The organism is Mycobacterium parmense (assembly GCF_010730575.1).
GTDB lineage: Bacteria > Actinomycetota > Actinomycetes > Mycobacteriales > Mycobacteriaceae > Mycobacterium > Mycobacterium parmense.
In genome coordinates this window covers 1,518,557-1,534,633 of record NZ_AP022614.1, presented here as the reverse complement: position 1 = coordinate 1,534,633, position 16,077 = coordinate 1,518,557, and the positions used below count along the sequence as shown (strand labels likewise).

The window sequence follows — 16,077 nt, the reverse complement described above, 5'->3', positions numbered from 1 at the left end:
ATCGGAGTTCAAGGTGCGCCGACTGGCTCAGAGGGTATGCGCCGCGTCGCTTGCTTGCATGTGCGTTTTGGTCGGGCCATCGCCGGTGGCGGCCCGGGCGGATTCCGCCGTGGTGTTCCCCGGGATGGAGATTCTGCAAGGCAATCGCCTGTGCACGCTGGCCTATGTGGACCCGGCGACGAAGGTCGCGTTCACCGCCGGCCACTGCCGGGGGGGCGAGGGCGCGGTCTCCGACAAGGACCACCACCTGATCGGACACATGGCCGCCTTCCGGGACAGCACGCCCAGCGGCACCACGGTGGCCACCGACCAGTCGATCAGCGACTACGAGGCGATCGTGCTGGACAACGACGTCACCGTCAACGACGTGCTGCCCGGTGGCCGCCCGCTGGTGTCGACGCCGAACCTGGGCGTCGCCCCGGGACAGCCGATCTGCCATTTCGGCGTGATCACCGGTGAGACGTGCGGGACGGTGGAAAGCGTCAACAACGGCTGGTTCACCATGTCGCACGGCGTGCAGAGCCGCAACGGGGATTCCGGTGGACCCGTCTATGTGGCACCAGCGGGCGGCCCGGGACAGCTTGTCGGGATCTTCAACAGCATGTGGGGCGACTTCCCTGCCGCGGTGTCGTGGGGGGCCACGTCGCAGCAGGTCCGGGAGGATCTGCCGGCGCCCAACGGTCCGCCGGCGGCCCAGTTCACCCCGCGGCTGCCAGCCTGAACACCGGTATGGTCGCGGCGCCTGCCCGCAGCTGGTCGTCGCGACTGTCGGGCGTCAACCCGCCGACATAGTCTTTGACCTGCCAGTACCACCGATCCAGATAACGTTGCAGCAGTTCAGCTTTGGCCGCGTCATCGACCTCGGTGACCGTGGCGCGCCGCCGGCGCCAGCGGGAGCCGATGTCGACCACGCCGGCGGCCCGCACGTTGCGCGCCCACTGGGTGTTGCCCCGCGGCGAGACGAGGTAGTCGACACCGTCGACGGTCAGCAGGTTGATCACCACCGAGCGCTCCTTGCCGGTGGTGCGGCCCCTGACTCGCAGCGCCCGGGTGCCGGCGATGCTGATGCCCATCTCGGCGAGCCAGCGGATGGCCGCGTTGGCGATCCGTGCGGCCCGATTCGGTTCGTCGTAGCGCGTGGTCATGCCGCGTCCTTCCGCTCGGCGGTTCGAGAGCACTGCTCTCTTTGGCGGTTACGCTGCCACAACCTCCGCCATAAAGCAAGAGCAGTGTTCTCGGTTGTGTCAGACTGAGCCGTGGGGAAACGCCAGGAGTCGCGCGAGCAGATCGAGGCGCGGATCGTCGAGCTCGGCCGGCGGCAGCTGGTGGACGGCGGCGCGGCGGGCTTGTCGGTGCGCGCGATTGCCCGCGACCTGGGCATGGTCTCCTCCGCGGTCTACCGGTACGTCTCCAGCCGCGACGAGCTGCTGACCCTGCTGCTGGTCGACGCCTACGGCGACCTGGCCGATGCCGTGGACCGGGCTCGGCAGGGCGTGGGGGACCTGTGGAGCGACGACGTCATCGCCATCGCGCGGGCGGCGCGCCGGTGGGCGGTGGCGCACCCGGAGCGGTGGGCCTTGCTGTACGGCAGTCCGGTGCCCGGCTATCACGCGCCCGCCGAGCGGACGGTGGAGGTGGGCACGCGGGTGGTCGCGGCGCTCTTCGACGCCGTCGCCGCCGGGATCGCCACCGGGGACATCAGGCTCACCGACGACGTGGTCGCGCAGCCGACATCCTCCGACTTCGAGCGGCTGCGCCAGGAGTTCGGTTTTCCCGGCGACGACCGGGTGGTGACCAAGTGCTTCCTGCTGTGGGCGGGGGTGCTGGGCGCCATCAGCCTCGAGGTGTTCGGCCAGTACGGCTCGGACACACTCACCGATCCCGAGGCGGTGTTCGATGCCCAGCTGCGGTTGCTGGTGGACGTGCTGAGCCGACCCTGACGACCGTCCCGCGACGAAATTAGAACGTGTTCACCCGCCGTCCCGCGGGCGGTTGACGCCGACCGGGGCAAAGGTTTTCCGCCCCTTTCTGCGGTGCCACCGCCTCGGCTATCCTGCGAGACGATGCCCCTCTCCGTTCATTCGCCAACTCAGATCGCGTGGGTGACCGCCGACCTGGATGCCACCGAAACCGCTCTCACCGGCTTGTTAGGGGCGCGCAAGTGGGTGCGGATCCCGGACGTGCACTTTGCTCCCGACTCCTGCAGCTACCTCGGCGAGCCGGCCGACTTCGTCGCGGGCATCTCGCTGAGTTACGTCGGCGACATGCAACTGGAGCTCATCTCACCGGTCCGCGGCCCGAACATCTATAGTGACTTTCTGCGGGACAGCGGGCCGGGTCTGCACCACATCTGCATGGAGGTGGAAACGCCCGAGCGATTCGATGCGGTGCTGGCCGAGGCGGCTGACCACGGCGCTCAGGTGGTGCAGCAGGGCGTGATGCCTGGCGGGATCCGGTTCGCCTACGTGTCGGCGCCTCAGGCCGCGGTGCCGTTTGTGGAGTTCGCCTATGTCTCGCCGGAGATGCGGGCGTTCTACGACTACATCAAGCAGGAGCAGCACTGAACCGCGCCGGCCTCGGCGCACAACGCAGCGACGTGGGGGACCTCCCGCACGCGGTGGAAAGGAGTGGCGCCAATGAGCACGGAGATACCGGCGACCGTCAACGCGGACGACGTGACCTCCTGGTCCGATGAGGTCGATGTGGTGGTGCTCGGCTTCGGGATCGCCGGTGGTTGCGCCGCGGTCAGCGCGGCCCGGGAATTGGGGCCGGGTGGGCGGGTGCTGGTACTCGAGCGCGCCGCAGCGGCGGGCGGCACCACCTCGATGGCCGGTGGCCACTTCTACCTGGGCGGGGGAACGGCGGTTCAGGAGGCGACCGGTCAGCAGGACTCCGCCGAGGAGATGTACAAGTACCTGGTCGCAGTGTCGCGGGAGCCCGAACTGGACAAGATCCGCGCCTACTGCGATGGGAGCGTCGAGCACTTCGACTGGCTGGAGGGTCTCGGCTTTGAGTTCGAGCGGAGCTACTACCCCGGGAAGGTGGTCGTCCCGCCGGGCACCGAGGGCCTGAGCTACACGGGCAACGAAAAGGTATGGCCCTTTTGCGAACAGGCCAAGCCCGCGCCGCGCGGGCACTCGGTCCCGGTGCCCGGCGAGCTGGGCGGTGCTGCGATGGTGATCGACCTGCTGGTCAAGCGCGCCGCCGACCTCGGGGTGCAGGTCCACTACGAGACCGGGGCGACCAACCTGGTCATGGACGGCGACGGCGCGGTGGTCGGTGTCGCCTGGAAGCGCTTCGCCGAGACCGGTGCCGTCAAGGCCAAGTCGGTGATCATCGCCGCGGGCGGTTTCGCGATGAACCCGGACATGGTCGCCGAGCACACCCCCGCGCTGGGCCAGGAGCGTCGCACCAAACACCACGGCCTGGTGGCGCCCTACATTCTGGGCAATCCCCACGACGACGGGCTGGCCATCCGGATGGGCGTCTCGGCGGGCGGGGCGACCAAGCACATGGACGAGCTGTTCATCACCGCGGCGGCCTACCCGCCGGAGATCCTGCTGACGGGTGTGATCGTCAACAAGGAGGGCAAGCGCTTCGTCGCCGAGGACTCCTATCACTCGCGCACGTCGGCGTTCGTGTTGGAGCAGCCGGACCAGACCGCGTACCTGATCGTCGACGAAGCACACACCGAGATGCCCGAGATGCCGCTGATCAAGTTCCTCGACGGATACGAGACGGTCGCCGAAATGGAGACCGCGCTCGGCATTCCCGCGGGCAACCTCGCGGCCACCCTGGAGCGCTATAACAAGTTCGCGGCGGCCGGCGAAGACCCGGACTTCCACAAGCAGCCGGAATACCTTGCGCCACAAGACAATGGCCCTTGGGCGGTGTTCGACCTGTCGCTGGGCCGGGCGATGTACTCGGGGTTCACCATCGGCGGCCTGGCGGTGACCATCGACGGCGAGGTGCAAAGGGGCGACGGCACGGTGATCCCGGGGCTCTACGCGGCCGGGGCGTGCGCCTCGAACCTCGCCCAGGACGGCAAGGGCTACGCCAGCGGCACGCAGCTCGGCGAGGGCTCATTCTTCGGCCGCCGCGCCGGAACGCGCGCGGCGCGCCGGGCCGCGGGCTCGTAGCTTCGCGCGGGCCTCGTCGGCCCCGGCGTCGGGTGTGCGCTCACGGCGTCGGGTGTGCGCTCACGGCGGCGACACGCCGAGGAACGCCGCCCTGAGCGCACACGCAAAGCCATAGGCGCACACGCAAAGCCCTGCGCGCACACGCAGAGCCATAGGCGCACACGCAAAGCCGACGGCCCGCGCTCGAGGGCGACGGCCCGTGGCAGACCCCTAGACCCCAGCGGGCTCGCTCTCGACGGGACCCAACCGCCACGGGCCGCCGCCCAACAGCTCGAGTTGTTGCTGATGATGCTGTTCCACCGTCGGCCGGTGGCTGACGCTGACGATCACGCAGTCCGGCAGCTCGCTGCGTACCAGTTGATAGAGCGCGAATTCCAGCCCCTCGTCGAGCGCCGACGTGGCCTCGTCGAGGAAGACAGCCTTGGGTTTGGTGAGCAGGATGCGCGCGAACGCGACGCGCTGCTGCTCGCCCGGTGAGAGCACCCGGGCCCAGTCCTGCTCCTCGTCGAGCCTGTTCATCAGCGGCGCCAGCGCGACCTTGGTCAACACGTCACGCAGGTGATCGTCGGTGATGCCGTCGGGCGAGTTCGGGTAGCACACCACGGTGCGCAGGCTGCCCAGCGGCACATACGGCAGCTGCGACAGGAACATCGTCGCGTTGTCGCCGTCGGGCCGGCACAACGTCCCGGACGCGTACGGCCACAGCTCGGCGAGGCTGCGCAGCAGCGTGGTCTTGCCGGCGCCCGAGCGTCCGGTGATCACCAGCGACCCACCCTCGTCCAGTTGCACGTCGAGCGGGTCGATGAGGCGGTCTCCAGTCGGCGTGCGCACCTCGACGTCGCGGAGCTCGACGGCCGACTCCTCGCTCGGCTTGACCAGCATCGTCGGCAGCGCGCGGCCGCGGGAGTTGGCGTCGACCAGCCCGTGCAACCGGATGATCGCCGCCCGGAACGCCGCGAACGCGTCGTAGTTGTTGCGGAAGAACGACAGCGAGTCCTGGATGTTGCCGAACGCCGTGGCGCTCTGGCCGACGTCGCCGAAGTCGATCCGGCCGGCGAACAGCCGCGGAGCCTGAATCACCCACGGCAGCGGGACGATCGCCTGCGACACCGACCAGTTCCAGCCGTTGAAGATGATGGTCCGGCGGACGAACTTGCGGTAGTTGTCGATGATCGGGGTGAAGCGGCGCCACAGCTGCGCCCGCTCGACGCGCTCACCGCGGTAGAAGCCGACCGCCTCCGCGGCATCGCGCAGCCGCACCAACGCATACCGGAACGCGGCGTTGAGCTTCTCGTTGTTGAAGCTCAGCCAGATCAGCGGATGTCCCAGCCAGATCGCGACCACCGTCGCGATGAAGACGTAGACCAGAACGGTCCAGAACATCGCGCGCGGGAGGTCGAAGCCCAGGAGCGTCAGGTTGCCGGAGAGATTCCACAGGATCGCGGCGAACGAGATCACCGACGCGACCGCGTTGACCGCGCCGAACAGCAGCGTGGTCCCCGTCCCGTTGGACGGGATGTTCGGGGTGCCGCCGGCGTTGGCGGTGAAGATGTCGATGTCCTGCTGAATGCGCTGGTCGGGGTTGTCGATGGTGTGGTCGATGAACAGGTCCCGGTAGTAGGCCTTGCCCTCGAGCCAGTCGTCGGTGAGGTGCGCCGTCAGCCAGATGCGCCACGCGATGATGAAGCGCTGGGTCAGGTAGATGTCGACCATGAACCGGATGACGTAGAGGGTCGCCAGAATGCTGAAGATCAGGATCGACATCCAAAAGCCATGAATGCCAGACTCTTTGACGGCGTCGTTGCCGGACGCGACGCCCTGCACGGCTTTCTGCACCGACGTGTACAAGTCGTTGCCCTGATAGCTGAGCAGCACCATCAGCCGCACCGAGAGCAGCACCGAGAGCAGCAGGACACCCAGCATCAGCCACACGCCGATGCTCTGGGTGCCGACGAAGTAGCCGCGGGTGATGCGCCAGAACTGCTTTCCCCACGGCGTGAGGTACCTGAACGCAAACAGCACGACGACGAGGCAGACGGCGCTGACAACCCAGGCGATGGCGACCCACCGCAGAGAATCCATGGGCGCTTGGGCCCAGTCGATCGACGGCTTGAAAGGCTTCGGGCCCAAGGTCGGTTTCTCCTTACGGTCGAGGTGTCCGTGCGGCTCCTCAACTTCAAATCCTTCGGCGAAGGTACCTGACGCGGCTGGCTAGGCTGCGGTCATGACTACCGACGCCGCCACGACCCAGACATTGCACGCCGGCCGGTTGATCGCCCGGCGGCTCAAGGCCGGCGGCGTCGACACCCTCTTCACGCTGTCGGGCGGCCACCTGTTCTCGGTCTACGACGGCTGCCGCGCGGAGGGCATCAGGCTCGTCGACACCCGGCACGAGCAGACCGCGACCTTCGCCGCCGAGGGGTGGTCGAAGGTGACCAGGGTGCCGGGGGTGGCCGCGCTCACCGCGGGGCCGGGCATCACCAACGGCATGAGCGCGATGGCGGCGGCGCAGCAGAACCAGTCGCCGCTGGTGGTGTTGGGCGGCCGGGCACCCGCGCTGCGGTGGGGCATGGGATCGCTGCAGGAGATCGACCACGTGCCGTTCGTGGCTCCGCTGGCCCGCTTCGCCGCCACCGCGCAGTCGCCCGGCGACGCCGGCCGCCTGGTGGACGAGGCGCTGCGCGCCGCCGTCGGCGCGCCGTCGGGCGTGGGCTTCGTCGACTTCCCGATGGACTACGCGTTCTCTCCCGCCGACGATGACGGCCGCCCCGGCGCCCTCACCGACCTGCCGCCCGGGCCGGCTCCCGACGGCGACGCGCTCGACCGGGCCGTCGGCCTGCTCGCCGCGGCCCGGCGACCGGTGATCATGGCCGGCACCAACGTCTGGTGGGGGCACGGCGAGGCGGCGCTGCTGCGGCTCGCCGAGGAGCTGCGGATCCCGGTGTTGATGAACGGGATGGCCCGCGGGGTGGTGCCCGCCGACCACCCGATGGCGTTCTCGCGGGTGCGGGGAAAGGCACTGGGGGAGGCCGACGTTGCGCTGATCGTCGGCGTGCCGATGGACTTCCGCCTGGGCTTCGGCGCGGTGTTCGGCTCCGAAACCAAGCTTGTCGTGGCCGATCGTGCCGAACCCGTCCGCCACCGCCCCCGCCCGGTCGAGGCCGAGCTCTACGGTGACCTCACGTCCGCCCTCACGGCGCTGGCCGGAGCCGGCGGGACCGATCACGAGGACTGGATCGACGCCCTGCGGACCGCCGAGACCGCGGCGCGCGGCCTGGAGATCGCCGAGCTCGGCGACGACCGGGTGCCGCTGCACCCGATGCGGGTGTACGCCGAGCTGGCGCCGCTGCTGGACCGCGACGCCATCGTGGTGATCGACGCCGGGGACTTCGGGTCCTACGCCGGCCGGGTGATCGACAGCTACGCGCCCGGCTGCTGGCTGGACAGTGGGCCGTTCGGCTGCCTGGGCTCCGGACCCGGCTACGCCCTGGCCGCCAAGCTGGCCCACCCGGACCGGCAGGTGGTCCTGCTGCAGGGCGACGGCGCGTTCGGCTTCAGCGGCATGGAGTGGGACACGCTCGTCCGGCACAACGTGCCGGTGGTGTCGGTGATCGGCAACAACGGGATCTGGGGTCTGGAGAAACACCCCATGGAGGCGTTGTACGGCTACTCGGTGGTCGCCGAGCTGCGCCCGGGCACGCGCTACGACGAGGTGGCGCGCGCGCTCGGCGGCCACGGCGAGCTGGTGTCCGCGCCCAGCGAGCTGCGGCCCGCACTGGAACGCGCGTTCGCCAGCGGCCAGCCCGCCGTCGTCAACGTGCTCACCGATCCGGCCGTCGCCTACCCTCGCCGCTCGAACCTGGCCTGATCCGGGCGGACCGCGGGCGCGCGCAGACGCGCGCCTCGGCCCGGCGTGCCGCGGGCAAACACGCACGCTCGCGGAGGTGGTGGCTCGCGTACCGTTGACCTGTGCCAAAGACCACCCGTACCCAACCGGGACGCCTGACCAGCCGATTCTGGCGACTGCTGGGAGCCAGTACCGAAAAGAACCGCAGCCGCTCGCTCACCCAGGTCACCGAGTCGTCGGATTACGACAAGGAAGCCGCCGAGCTCACCGACGAGCAGCTGCGCAAGGCGGCCGGGTTGCTCAGGCTCGACGACCTTGCCGAGTCCGACGACATCTCCCAGTTCCTCGCGATCGCCCGCGAGGCGGCCGATAGGGCGACCACGCTGCGCCCGTTCGACGTGCAGCTGCTCGGGGCGCTGCGGATGCTCGCGGGCGACGTGATCGAAATGGCGACGGGCGAAGGCAAAACGCTGTCCGGCGCCATCGCCGCGGCCGGTTATGCGCTGGCGGGTCGGCACGTGCACGTGGTGACCATCAACGATTACCTGGCCCGGCGCGACGCGGAGTGGATGGGCCCGCTCATCGAGGCGATGGGGCTGACGGTCGGCTGGATCACCGCCGAGTCGACGAGCGAAGAGCGCCGCGCCGCCTACGGCTGCGATGTCACCTACGCCTCGGTCAACGAGATCGGCTTCGACGTACTGCGCGATCAGCTGGTCACCGACGTCGACGACCTGGTGTCGCCCAACCCCGACGTGGCCCTGATCGACGAGGCCGACTCGGTCCTCGTCGACGAGGCGTTGGTGCCGCTGGTGCTCGCCGGCACCACCCACCGCGAGACGCCGCGGCTGGAGATCATCGAGCTCGTCGGCAAGCTGGATGCCGCCTGCGACTACGAGACCGACTCCGACAGCCGCAACGTGCACCTCACCGACGTCGGCGCGCGCAAGGTCGAGAAGGCGCTCGGCGGCATCGACCTGTACTCCGAGGAGCACGTCGGCACCACCCTGACCGAGGTCAACGTGGCGCTGCACGCCCACGTGCTGCTGCAGCGCGACGTGCACTACATCGTCCGGGACGACGCGGTGCACCTGATCAACTCCTCGCGCGGACGCATCGCGCAACTGCAGCGCTGGCCCGACGGCCTGCAGGCGGCCGTCGAGGCGAAGGAGGGCATCGAGACCACCGAAACCGGCGAGGTGCTCGACACCATCACCGTGCAGGCGCTGATCAACCGCTACGCGACGGTGTGCGGGATGACCGGCACCGCGCTGGCCGCCGGCGAGCAGCTGCGCCAGTTCTACAAGCTCGGGGTGTCCCCGATCCCGCCGAACAAACCCAACATTCGCGAGGACGAGTCCGACCGGGTCTACATCACCGCCGCCGCCAAGAACGACGCGATCGTCGACCACATCGCCGAGGTGCACGAGACCGGTCAGCCCGTGCTGGTCGGCACCCGCGACGTGGCCGAGTCCGAGGAGATCCACGAGCGGCTGCTGCGCCGCGGCGTGCCCGCCGTCGTCCTCAACGCCAAGAACGACGCGGAGGAGGCCAAGGTGATCGCCGAGGCCGGCGAGTACGGCAGGATCACCGTGTCCACCCAGATGGCCGGCCGCGGCACCGATATCCGCCTCGGGGGGTCCGACGAAAGCGACCACGACCGGGTCGCCGACCTCGGTGGGCTGCACGTCGTCGGCACCGGCCGCCACCACACCGAGCGGCTGGACAACCAGTTGCGCGGGCGGGCCGGGCGGCAGGGCGACCCCGGGTCGACGGTCTTCTTCTCCAGCTGGGAGGACGACGTCGTCGCGGCCAACCTCGACCAGAACAAGCTGCCCATGCAGACCGACCCGGAAGCCGGGGACGGCCGGATCGTGAGCCCCAAGGCGGCCGGTCTGCTCGACCACGCCCAGCGCGTCGCCGAAGGCCGGATGCTGGACGTGCATGCCAACACGTGGCGCTACAACCAGTTGATCGCCCAGCAGCGCGCCATCATCGTCGACCGGCGAAACACGTTGCTGCGCACCGCGACCGCACGCGAGGAGCTCGCCGAGCTGGCACCCGACCGGTACGAGGAGCTCTCCGGGGAGCTCTCCGAGGAACAGCTCGAGAAGATCTGCCGGCTGATCATGCTGTACCACCTCGACCGGGGCTGGGCCGACCACCTGGCTTATCTGGCCGACATCCGCGAGAGCATCCACCTGCGCGCGCTCGGGCGGCAGAATCCGCTCGACGAGTTCCACCGAATGGCGGTCGACGCCTTCGCGTCGCTGGCCGCCGACGCGATCGAGGCCGCGCAGCAGACCTTCGAGACCGCGAACGTCCTCGACGAGGAGCCGGGGCTGGACCTGTCGAAGCTGGCCCGGCCGACGTCGACGTGGACCTACATGGTCAACGACAACCCGCTGTCCGACGACACGCTGTCGACGCTGAGCCTGCCCGGGGTGTTCCGCTAGGCCGAGCCGCCGAGCGTGCGGCTGGCCGCACACTCGAGCTCGAGCGTGCGGCCAGCCGCACACTCGGCGTTGCGTTAAGGTCACGGCTCATGGAGCCCGCGCTTCCGCCCGACCGCGTGCTGACGGTGCCCAACGCGCTGAGCGCCATCCGCCTGGCGCTGATCCCGGTGTTCGTCTACGTCCTGCTGGTCGCGCATGCGAACGGTTGGGCGGTCGGCGTGCTGATGTTCAGCGGCGCTTCGGACTGGGCGGACGGCAAAATCGCCCGGACGCTCAACCAGTCCTCACGGCTCGGCGTCCTGCTGGACCCGGCGGTCGACCGGCTGTACATGGTGACCGTCCCGGTCGTGCTCGCGCTGGACGGGATCGTGCCGTGGTGGTTCGTCGTCGCCCTGCTGGTGCGCGACGGGTTGCTGGCGGCGACGCTGCCGCTGCTGCGCAGCCGCGGCCTGTCGGCGCTGCCGGTCACCTACATCGGCAAGGCCGCGACCTTCGCGCTGATGTCCGGCTTCCCGCTGGTGTTGCTGGGAACGTGGGACTCGCTGTGGAGCCGGGTGATCGGGGCCTGCGGCTGGGCCTTCCTGATCTGGGGGATCTACGCCTACCTCTGGTCGTTCGTGCAGTACGCGGTCCAGCTGACCCTGGTGATGCGCCGCATGCCGAAGCTGGGGGGTCGCGCCCGTCAGCCGGTAGCGCCGGAAGCGGGCGAGCATGGTTGACGGCGACCGGCTGCTCGGCGGCTACGACCCCAACGCGGGGCGCAGCGCCCACGTGGCGTCGCGGCCCCAACTGATCCCGGTGCCCTCGCTGCTGCGCGCACTGCTGTCGGAACATCTCGATCCCGGCTACGCCGCGGCGGCCGCCAGGCGCTCCGATGCCGCCGCACCGCCCGGCGGCAGAGACCGCGCCCTCGGCTGGCTCTGGCAGGCCCTGGCGGCGTTGCTGATCGCCACCGTCTTCGCCGCCGCCGTCGCGCAGGCCCGCTCCGTCGCGCCCGGTGTGCGCACCGCCCAGCAATTGCTGGTGCGCACCGTGCGGTCCACCGAGTCGGACACCGCCAAGCTCGCTCAGCGGCGCGGCGAGCTGTCGAGCCGGGTCGACGACGTCCAGCGCCTCGCGCTGACCCACGACGCCGAAGGGCGGCGCCTGCTGGAGAGCCTCGACGCGCTGAGCCTGGCGGCGGCCAGCACGCCGGTCATCGGCCCCGGCCTGAAGGTGACCGTGACCGATCCGGGCGCCGGCCCGAACCTTTCCGACGTGTCCAAGCAGCGGGTGAGCGGCAGCCGCCAGATCATCCTGGACCGCGACCTGCAGCTCGTCGTCAACTCGCTGTGGGCGAGCGGCGCCGAGGCGATCTCGGTCGGGGGGGCGCGGATCGGGCCGAACGTGACCATCCGGCAGGCCGGCGGCGCCATCCTGGTCGACAACACCCCGACCAGCAGCCCGTACACGATCCTGGCGGTCGGGCCGCCGCACGCGATGCGCGATGCCTTCGACAACAGTCCCGGTATGCAGCGCCTCCGGCTGCTGCAGATCTCCTACGGTGTCGTCGTTACCGTTGATGTCGCCGACGGGCTTTCGGTTCCCGCGGGATCGATCCGGGATGTCAAGTTCGCCAAGCAGATTGGGCCACAGTGAGAAATGACCTCACCACACCGCCGCACCTGCCTCGCCCGCGGATGGGAGCGCCCGCGTGATCGGCATCGCTGCGCTGGCGATCGGCATCGTGCTGGGACTCGTTTTCCATCCGGCGGTGCCGGAGGTCGTCGCGCCGTACCTGCCGATCGCGGTGGTCGCGGCGCTCGACGCGGTGTTCGGCGGCCTGCGCGCCTACCTGGAACGGATCTTCGACCCGAAAGTGTTCGTGATCTCGTTCGTGTTCAACGTTTTCGTGGCCGCGCTGATCGTCTACGTCGGCGACCAGCTGGGCGTCGGCACCCAGCTGTCCACCGCCATCATCGTGGTGCTGGGCATCCGGATCTTCGGCAACGCCGCGGCCCTGCGACGCCGGCTGTTCGGGGCGTGACCCGATGAGGCCCTCGTGAGCGACAACCCGTCGGCCCCCGCCGGCGACAACCACCGGGGCCGCCACGAACTGCCGCCCCGAACCCCGCGCCCGGAGATCGGCTCGGTGCATCGCAGCGGGTCGTCCGGGCCGACTCGCAGCGGGCGCTCCCGGATGATGTTCGGGACCCTGGCGGTGGTGCTGTGCCTGCTGCTGGGCGTCGCGATCGTCACCCAGGTCCGGCAGACCGAGTCGGGTGATTCGCTGGACACCGCGCGGCCCGCCGACCTGCTGGTGCTGCTGGATTCGTTGCGGCAGCGCGAAGCCACGCTGAACACCGAGGTGGGCGAGCTGCAGAACACGCTCAACGCGCTGCAGGCGTCGGGCAACAACGATCAGGCCGCGATCCAGAGCGCACGGGCCCGACTTGCGGCGCTTTCCATCCTGGTGGGCGCCGTGGGCGCCACCGGGCCGGGCGTCACGATCACGATCGACGACCCGGGCCCCGGCGTGTCGCCCGAGGCGATGCTGGACGTGATCAACGAGCTGCGCGCCGCCGGCGCCGAGGCGGTCGAGATCAACGACGCGCACGAGTCGGTGCGGGTCGGTGTCGATACGTGGGTGGTGGGAACTCCGGGCTCGTTGATCATCGACAGCAAGACGCTCGCGCCGCCGTATTCGATTCTGGCGATTGGCGATCCGCCGACGCTGGCCGCCGCGATGAACATTCCCGGCGGGGCCGAGGACAGCATCAAGCGCGTCGGCGCCCGGATGGTGGTCCAGCAGGCCGACCGGGTCGACGTCGCCACCTTGCGACAACCAAAACCGCACCAATACGCTCAGCCCGTCAAGTGAACACCGGCCGACCAGACAGGATCACCCGTGAGCGACATCCCACCCGATCTCCACTACACCGCCGAGCACGAGTGGGTGCGCCGCAGCGGTGACGACACCGCGCGGATCGGGATCACCGACTTCGCGCAATCGGCGCTGGGTGACGTCGTTTTCGTCCAATTGCCCGACGTGGGCGCCGAACTGACCGCGGGCGAGTCGTTCGGCGAGGTGGAGTCGACCAAGTCGGTGTCGGACCTGTTCGCCCCCGTCACCGGCACCGTTTCGGCCGTCAACGCCGACCTGGACGGCAACCCGCAGCTGGTCAACACCGATCCCTACGGCGAAGGCTGGCTGCTCGACATCCGGGTTGCCGACGCCAACGGACTCGAGTCGGCCATCGCGTCGTTGTTGGATGCCGAGGCCTACCGCGGAACGCTGACCGAATGACGGTTGCTAATCTCCCTGCCAGCCCCGCCCGTCGACGGGAGCGGTGCAACCGGCCGGTTCCGGGATTCGGATCGTCCGGCGGGGGGCACACGGCATACCAGTGCGCGGTACGGTCGACAGATCAGCACCTAAGTGGTTAGACGGCAGTACCGGGCAAAGACACCTAGTGGGAAGCCGGCCGAGCGGCCCGGTCAGACAACGCCACAGCGGCCAGTGAGGAGCAGCGCGTGACGGACATGGACTCAGGAAGTCCGCAGGACCAGACTTCTGACGAAGTCACGGTGGAGACGACTTCCGTCTTCCGTGCCGACTTCCTCAACGAACTGGACGCTCCCGCGCAGCCCGGGACCGACAGCACGGTATCGGGGGTCGAGGGACTCCCGGCGGGCTCGGCTCTGCTGGTCGTCAAACGGGGACCGAACGCCGGTTCACGCTTCCTGCTCGACCAGCCCGTCACCTCCGCCGGCAGGCACCCCGACAGCGACATCTTCCTCGACGACGTGACCGTCAGCCGTCGCCACGCCGAATTCAGGTTGGAAAACAACGAGTTCCACGTGGTCGACGTTGGTAGCCTCAACGGCACCTACGTCAACCGTGAGCCCGTGGACTCCGCGGTGCTGGCCAACGGCGACGAGGTGCAGATCGGCAAGTTTCGCCTGGTGTTCCTGACCGGACCCAAGCAGGGCGACGACGATGGAGGATCCGGAGGGTAGTGAGCGCACCCGATAGCCCGGCGCTGGCCGGGATGTCGATCGGGGCGGTCCTGGAGCTGCTGAGGCCGGACTTCCCCGATGTCACGATCTCCAAGATCCGCTTCTTGGAGGCCGAGGGACTGGTGACGCCCCAACGCGCCGCGTCGGGCTACCGACGGTTCACCGCGTACGACTGCGCGCGGTTGCGGTTCATCCTGACCGCGCAGCGTGACCACTACCTGCCGCTGAAGGTGATCCGCGCGCAGTTGGACGCCCAGCCCGACGGCGAGCTTCCCCCGTCCGGATCTTCTTACCGTGCCCCGCGATTGGTGGCCGTCGGCCCGAACGGCGACGCCGGGCTGGGTTCGGACCCGGCGGCGGTGGCGCCCACCGCGGTCCGGTTGAGCCGGGAAGATCTGCTGGAGCGCTCCGGGGCCGACGACGACCTGCTGACGTCGCTGCTCAAGGCCGGCGTGATCACCCCGGGCCCGGGCGGGCTCTTCGACGAGCACACGGTGGTGATCCTGCAATGCGCGCGGGCGTTGTCCGAATACGGCGTGGAGGCCCGGCATTTGCGAGCCTTCCGCTCGGCGGCGGACAGGCAGTCCGACCTGATTGCCCAGATCGCGGGACCGGTCGTCAAAGCCGGAAAGGCGGGGGCCCGCGATCGCGCCGACGATCTGGCGCGCGAGGTCGCGGCCCTCGCCATCACTTTGCACACGTCGTTGATCAAATCCGCCGTTCGCGACGTTCTCCATCGGTGAGGACTAGACTTCTTTCGACAGCTTGGTTTTCGACGGCCTGGGCAAACCCGACGGCGTCGGCGCGCCGAGCTGCAGTGGTAAACGGCAGCGTCGTGCGGAGGGCAGACACAGATGGGTGAAGTTCGTGTTGTCGGCATTCGCGTCGAACAGCCGCAGAACCAGCCGGTGTTGTTGCTGCGCGAGGCCAACGGTGAACGGTACCTCCCGATCTGGATCGGCCAGTCCGAGGCCGCCGCGATTGCGCTCGAGCAGCAAGGCGTCGAGCCCCCGCGCCCGCTGACACACGATCTGATCCGGGACATCATTGCGGCGCTTGGACATTCGCTGAAAGAGGTGCGGATCGTCGATCTCCAGGAGGGCACTTTCTACGCCGACCTGATCTTCGACCGCAACATCACCGTGTCGGCCCGCCCGTCGGACTCGGTGGCAATCGCGTTGCGGGTCGGGGTGCCGATCTACGTCGAGGAGGCGGTGCTCGCCCAGGCCGGGCTGCTCATCCCCGACGAGAGCGACGAGGAGGGCGGCACGGCCGTCCGCGAGGACGAGGTCGAGAAGTTCAAGGAGTTCCTCGACAGCGTCTCACCCGACGATTTCAAAGCCACCTGAGCCGCCGCCGGCGGCCGTTGCCGCCGCTTTCGGCCGTCGGCCGCATTCCGGCCGTGACAGCCCCTCGGAAGTATTAGGGTGGACAGGCGACATCACGGATCCATTTCATCTAGCACTGTGGTGTCGACACGCTGGCGAATAGCACGCGGAGTCAGCCCGGGGGCGGCCATACTTTGATCACGAGTTGAGGGCACGGCGGCTGTAGAACGGCGTAAGCTCTTCAGCACTCGGGCCTGAGCAAACGTGGCTGCCACGCAGCCAGCGACGCAGCTAACAGATTGCGCGAT

At 69.2% G+C, this 16,077-nt stretch carries 16 protein-coding genes; 14 read left to right on the top strand and 2 right to left on the bottom strand.

The window, feature by feature from the left end; all coding sequences use genetic code 11:
- The first annotated feature begins 58 nt into the window (after nt 1–58).
- Nucleotides 59–721 (top strand): Rv1815 family serine proteinase, encoded by a 663-nt coding sequence (locus tag G6N48_RS07030; RefSeq protein ID WP_085267466.1) that lies wholly within the window; start codon nt 59–61, stop codon nt 719–721.
- On the opposite strand, the gene G6N48_RS07025 is transcribed toward G6N48_RS07030, so the two are convergent.
- Complete coding sequence (locus tag G6N48_RS07025) at nt 699–1,145, bottom strand: nitroreductase family deazaflavin-dependent oxidoreductase (RefSeq protein ID WP_085267467.1); 447 nt, start codon at nt 1,143–1,145, stop codon at nt 699–701. The two genes, G6N48_RS07030 and G6N48_RS07025, sit on opposite strands and share 23 nt — an antisense overlap.
- A gap of 111 nt (nt 1,146–1,256) precedes the next feature.
- Here G6N48_RS07025 and G6N48_RS07020 point away from each other — a divergent pair, with 111 nt between their 5' ends.
- The 3 genes from G6N48_RS07020 to G6N48_RS07015 all read left to right on the top strand — a co-directional run bounded on the left by G6N48_RS07020 (nt 1,257) and on the right by G6N48_RS07015 (nt 4,139).
- Nucleotides 1,257–1,940, top strand: a complete 684-nt coding sequence (locus tag G6N48_RS07020; RefSeq protein WP_085267468.1) for a TetR/AcrR family transcriptional regulator — start codon at nt 1,257–1,259, stop codon at nt 1,938–1,940.
- A 123-nt stretch (nt 1,941–2,063) separates the two neighbouring features.
- A complete protein-coding gene (locus G6N48_RS27915) occupies nt 2,064–2,564 on the top strand; it encodes a VOC family protein (protein WP_085267469.1) in 501 nt (166 codons plus the stop codon).
- 72 nt (nt 2,565–2,636) lie between these two features.
- Nucleotides 2,637–4,139 (top strand): FAD-binding protein, encoded by a 1,503-nt coding sequence (locus G6N48_RS07015; RefSeq protein WP_085267470.1) that lies wholly within the window; start codon nt 2,637–2,639, stop codon nt 4,137–4,139.
- A gap of 210 nt (nt 4,140–4,349) precedes the next feature.
- On the opposite strand, the gene G6N48_RS07010 is transcribed toward G6N48_RS07015, so the two are convergent.
- Nucleotides 4,350–6,269, bottom strand: a complete 1,920-nt coding sequence (locus G6N48_RS07010) for an ABC transporter ATP-binding protein/permease (RefSeq protein WP_085267471.1) — start codon at nt 6,267–6,269, stop codon at nt 4,350–4,352.
- Nucleotides 6,270–6,363: 94 nt separating this feature from the next.
- Here G6N48_RS07010 and G6N48_RS07005 point away from each other — a divergent pair, with 94 nt between their 5' ends.
- The 10 genes from G6N48_RS07005 (at nt 6,364) to G6N48_RS06960 (ending at nt 15,790) form a co-directional block, all read left to right on the top strand.
- Nucleotides 6,364–8,007 carry an acetolactate synthase gene (locus G6N48_RS07005; protein WP_085267472.1) on the top strand — a complete coding sequence of 548 codons (1,644 nt, stop codon included), beginning with the start codon at nt 6,364–6,366 and terminating at the stop codon, nt 8,005–8,007.
- A 101-nt stretch (nt 8,008–8,108) separates the two neighbouring features.
- Entirely contained in the window at nt 8,109–10,442 is a 2,334-nt protein-coding gene (gene secA2, locus G6N48_RS07000; protein ID WP_085267473.1) for an accessory Sec system translocase SecA2, read from the top strand.
- An 89-nt stretch (nt 10,443–10,531) separates the two neighbouring features.
- A complete protein-coding gene (locus tag G6N48_RS06995; RefSeq protein WP_085267474.1) occupies nt 10,532–11,161 on the top strand; it encodes a CDP-alcohol phosphatidyltransferase family protein in 630 nt (209 codons plus the stop codon).
- Nucleotides 11,154–12,080 carry a DUF881 domain-containing protein gene (locus tag G6N48_RS06990; protein WP_085267475.1) on the top strand — a complete coding sequence of 309 codons (927 nt, stop codon included), beginning with the start codon at nt 11,154–11,156 and terminating at the stop codon, nt 12,078–12,080. Before G6N48_RS06995 ends, G6N48_RS06990 begins: the two co-directional genes overlap by 8 nt.
- A 55-nt stretch (nt 12,081–12,135) precedes the next feature.
- A complete protein-coding gene (locus G6N48_RS06985; RefSeq protein WP_085267476.1) occupies nt 12,136–12,468 on the top strand; it encodes a small basic family protein in 333 nt (110 codons plus the stop codon).
- Nucleotides 12,469–12,483: 15 nt separating this feature from the next.
- A complete protein-coding gene (locus G6N48_RS06980; RefSeq protein ID WP_085267477.1) occupies nt 12,484–13,302 on the top strand; it encodes a DUF881 domain-containing protein in 819 nt (272 codons plus the stop codon).
- Between the two features lie 27 nt (nt 13,303–13,329).
- A complete protein-coding gene (gcvH, locus tag G6N48_RS06975; protein ID WP_085267478.1) occupies nt 13,330–13,728 on the top strand; it encodes a glycine cleavage system protein GcvH in 399 nt (132 codons plus the stop codon).
- A gap of 236 nt (nt 13,729–13,964) precedes the next feature.
- On the top strand, nt 13,965–14,441 hold the full coding sequence (gene garA / locus G6N48_RS06970) for a glycogen accumulation regulator GarA (protein WP_276081084.1): 477 nt from the start codon (nt 13,965–13,967) through the stop codon (nt 14,439–14,441).
- Nucleotides 14,441–15,184, top strand: a complete 744-nt coding sequence (gene ftsR, locus G6N48_RS06965; protein WP_085267480.1) for a transcriptional regulator FtsR — start codon at nt 14,441–14,443, stop codon at nt 15,182–15,184. Before garA ends, ftsR begins: the two co-directional genes overlap by 1 nt.
- 111 nt (nt 15,185–15,295) lie before the next feature.
- The gene (locus G6N48_RS06960; RefSeq protein WP_085267481.1) at nt 15,296–15,790 is read left to right on the top strand and encodes a bifunctional nuclease family protein; all 495 of its coding nucleotides are present in this window, start codon (nt 15,296–15,298) and stop codon (nt 15,788–15,790) included.
- The last annotated feature ends 287 nt before the right edge of the window (nt 15,791–16,077 follow it).

What these genes read in the sequence shown, in the direction of transcription:
- G6N48_RS06960 (WP_085267481.1), top strand. Translation starts at nt 15,296, where the DNA reads ATGGGTGAAGTTCGTGTTGTCGGCATTCGCGTCGAACAGCCGCAGAAC.
- G6N48_RS07005 (WP_085267472.1), top strand. Translation starts at nt 6,364, where the DNA reads ATGACTACCGACGCCGCCACGACCCAGACATTGCACGCCGGCCGGTTG.
- G6N48_RS06990 (WP_085267475.1), top strand. Translation starts at nt 11,154, where the DNA reads ATGGTTGACGGCGACCGGCTGCTCGGCGGCTACGACCCCAACGCGGGG.
- G6N48_RS07030 (WP_085267466.1), top strand. Translation starts at nt 59, where the DNA reads ATGTGCGTTTTGGTCGGGCCATCGCCGGTGGCGGCCCGGGCGGATTCC.
- G6N48_RS06995 (WP_085267474.1), top strand. Translation starts at nt 10,532, where the DNA reads ATGGAGCCCGCGCTTCCGCCCGACCGCGTGCTGACGGTGCCCAACGCG.
- G6N48_RS07015 (WP_085267470.1), top strand. Translation starts at nt 2,637, where the DNA reads ATGAGCACGGAGATACCGGCGACCGTCAACGCGGACGACGTGACCTCC.
- G6N48_RS07025 (WP_085267467.1), bottom strand. Translation starts at nt 1,145, where the DNA reads ATGACCACGCGCTACGACGAACCGAATCGGGCCGCACGGATCGCCAAC.
- G6N48_RS27915 (WP_085267469.1), top strand. Translation starts at nt 2,064, where the DNA reads ATGCCCCTCTCCGTTCATTCGCCAACTCAGATCGCGTGGGTGACCGCC.
- garA (WP_276081084.1), top strand. Translation starts at nt 13,965, where the DNA reads ATGGACTCAGGAAGTCCGCAGGACCAGACTTCTGACGAAGTCACGGTG.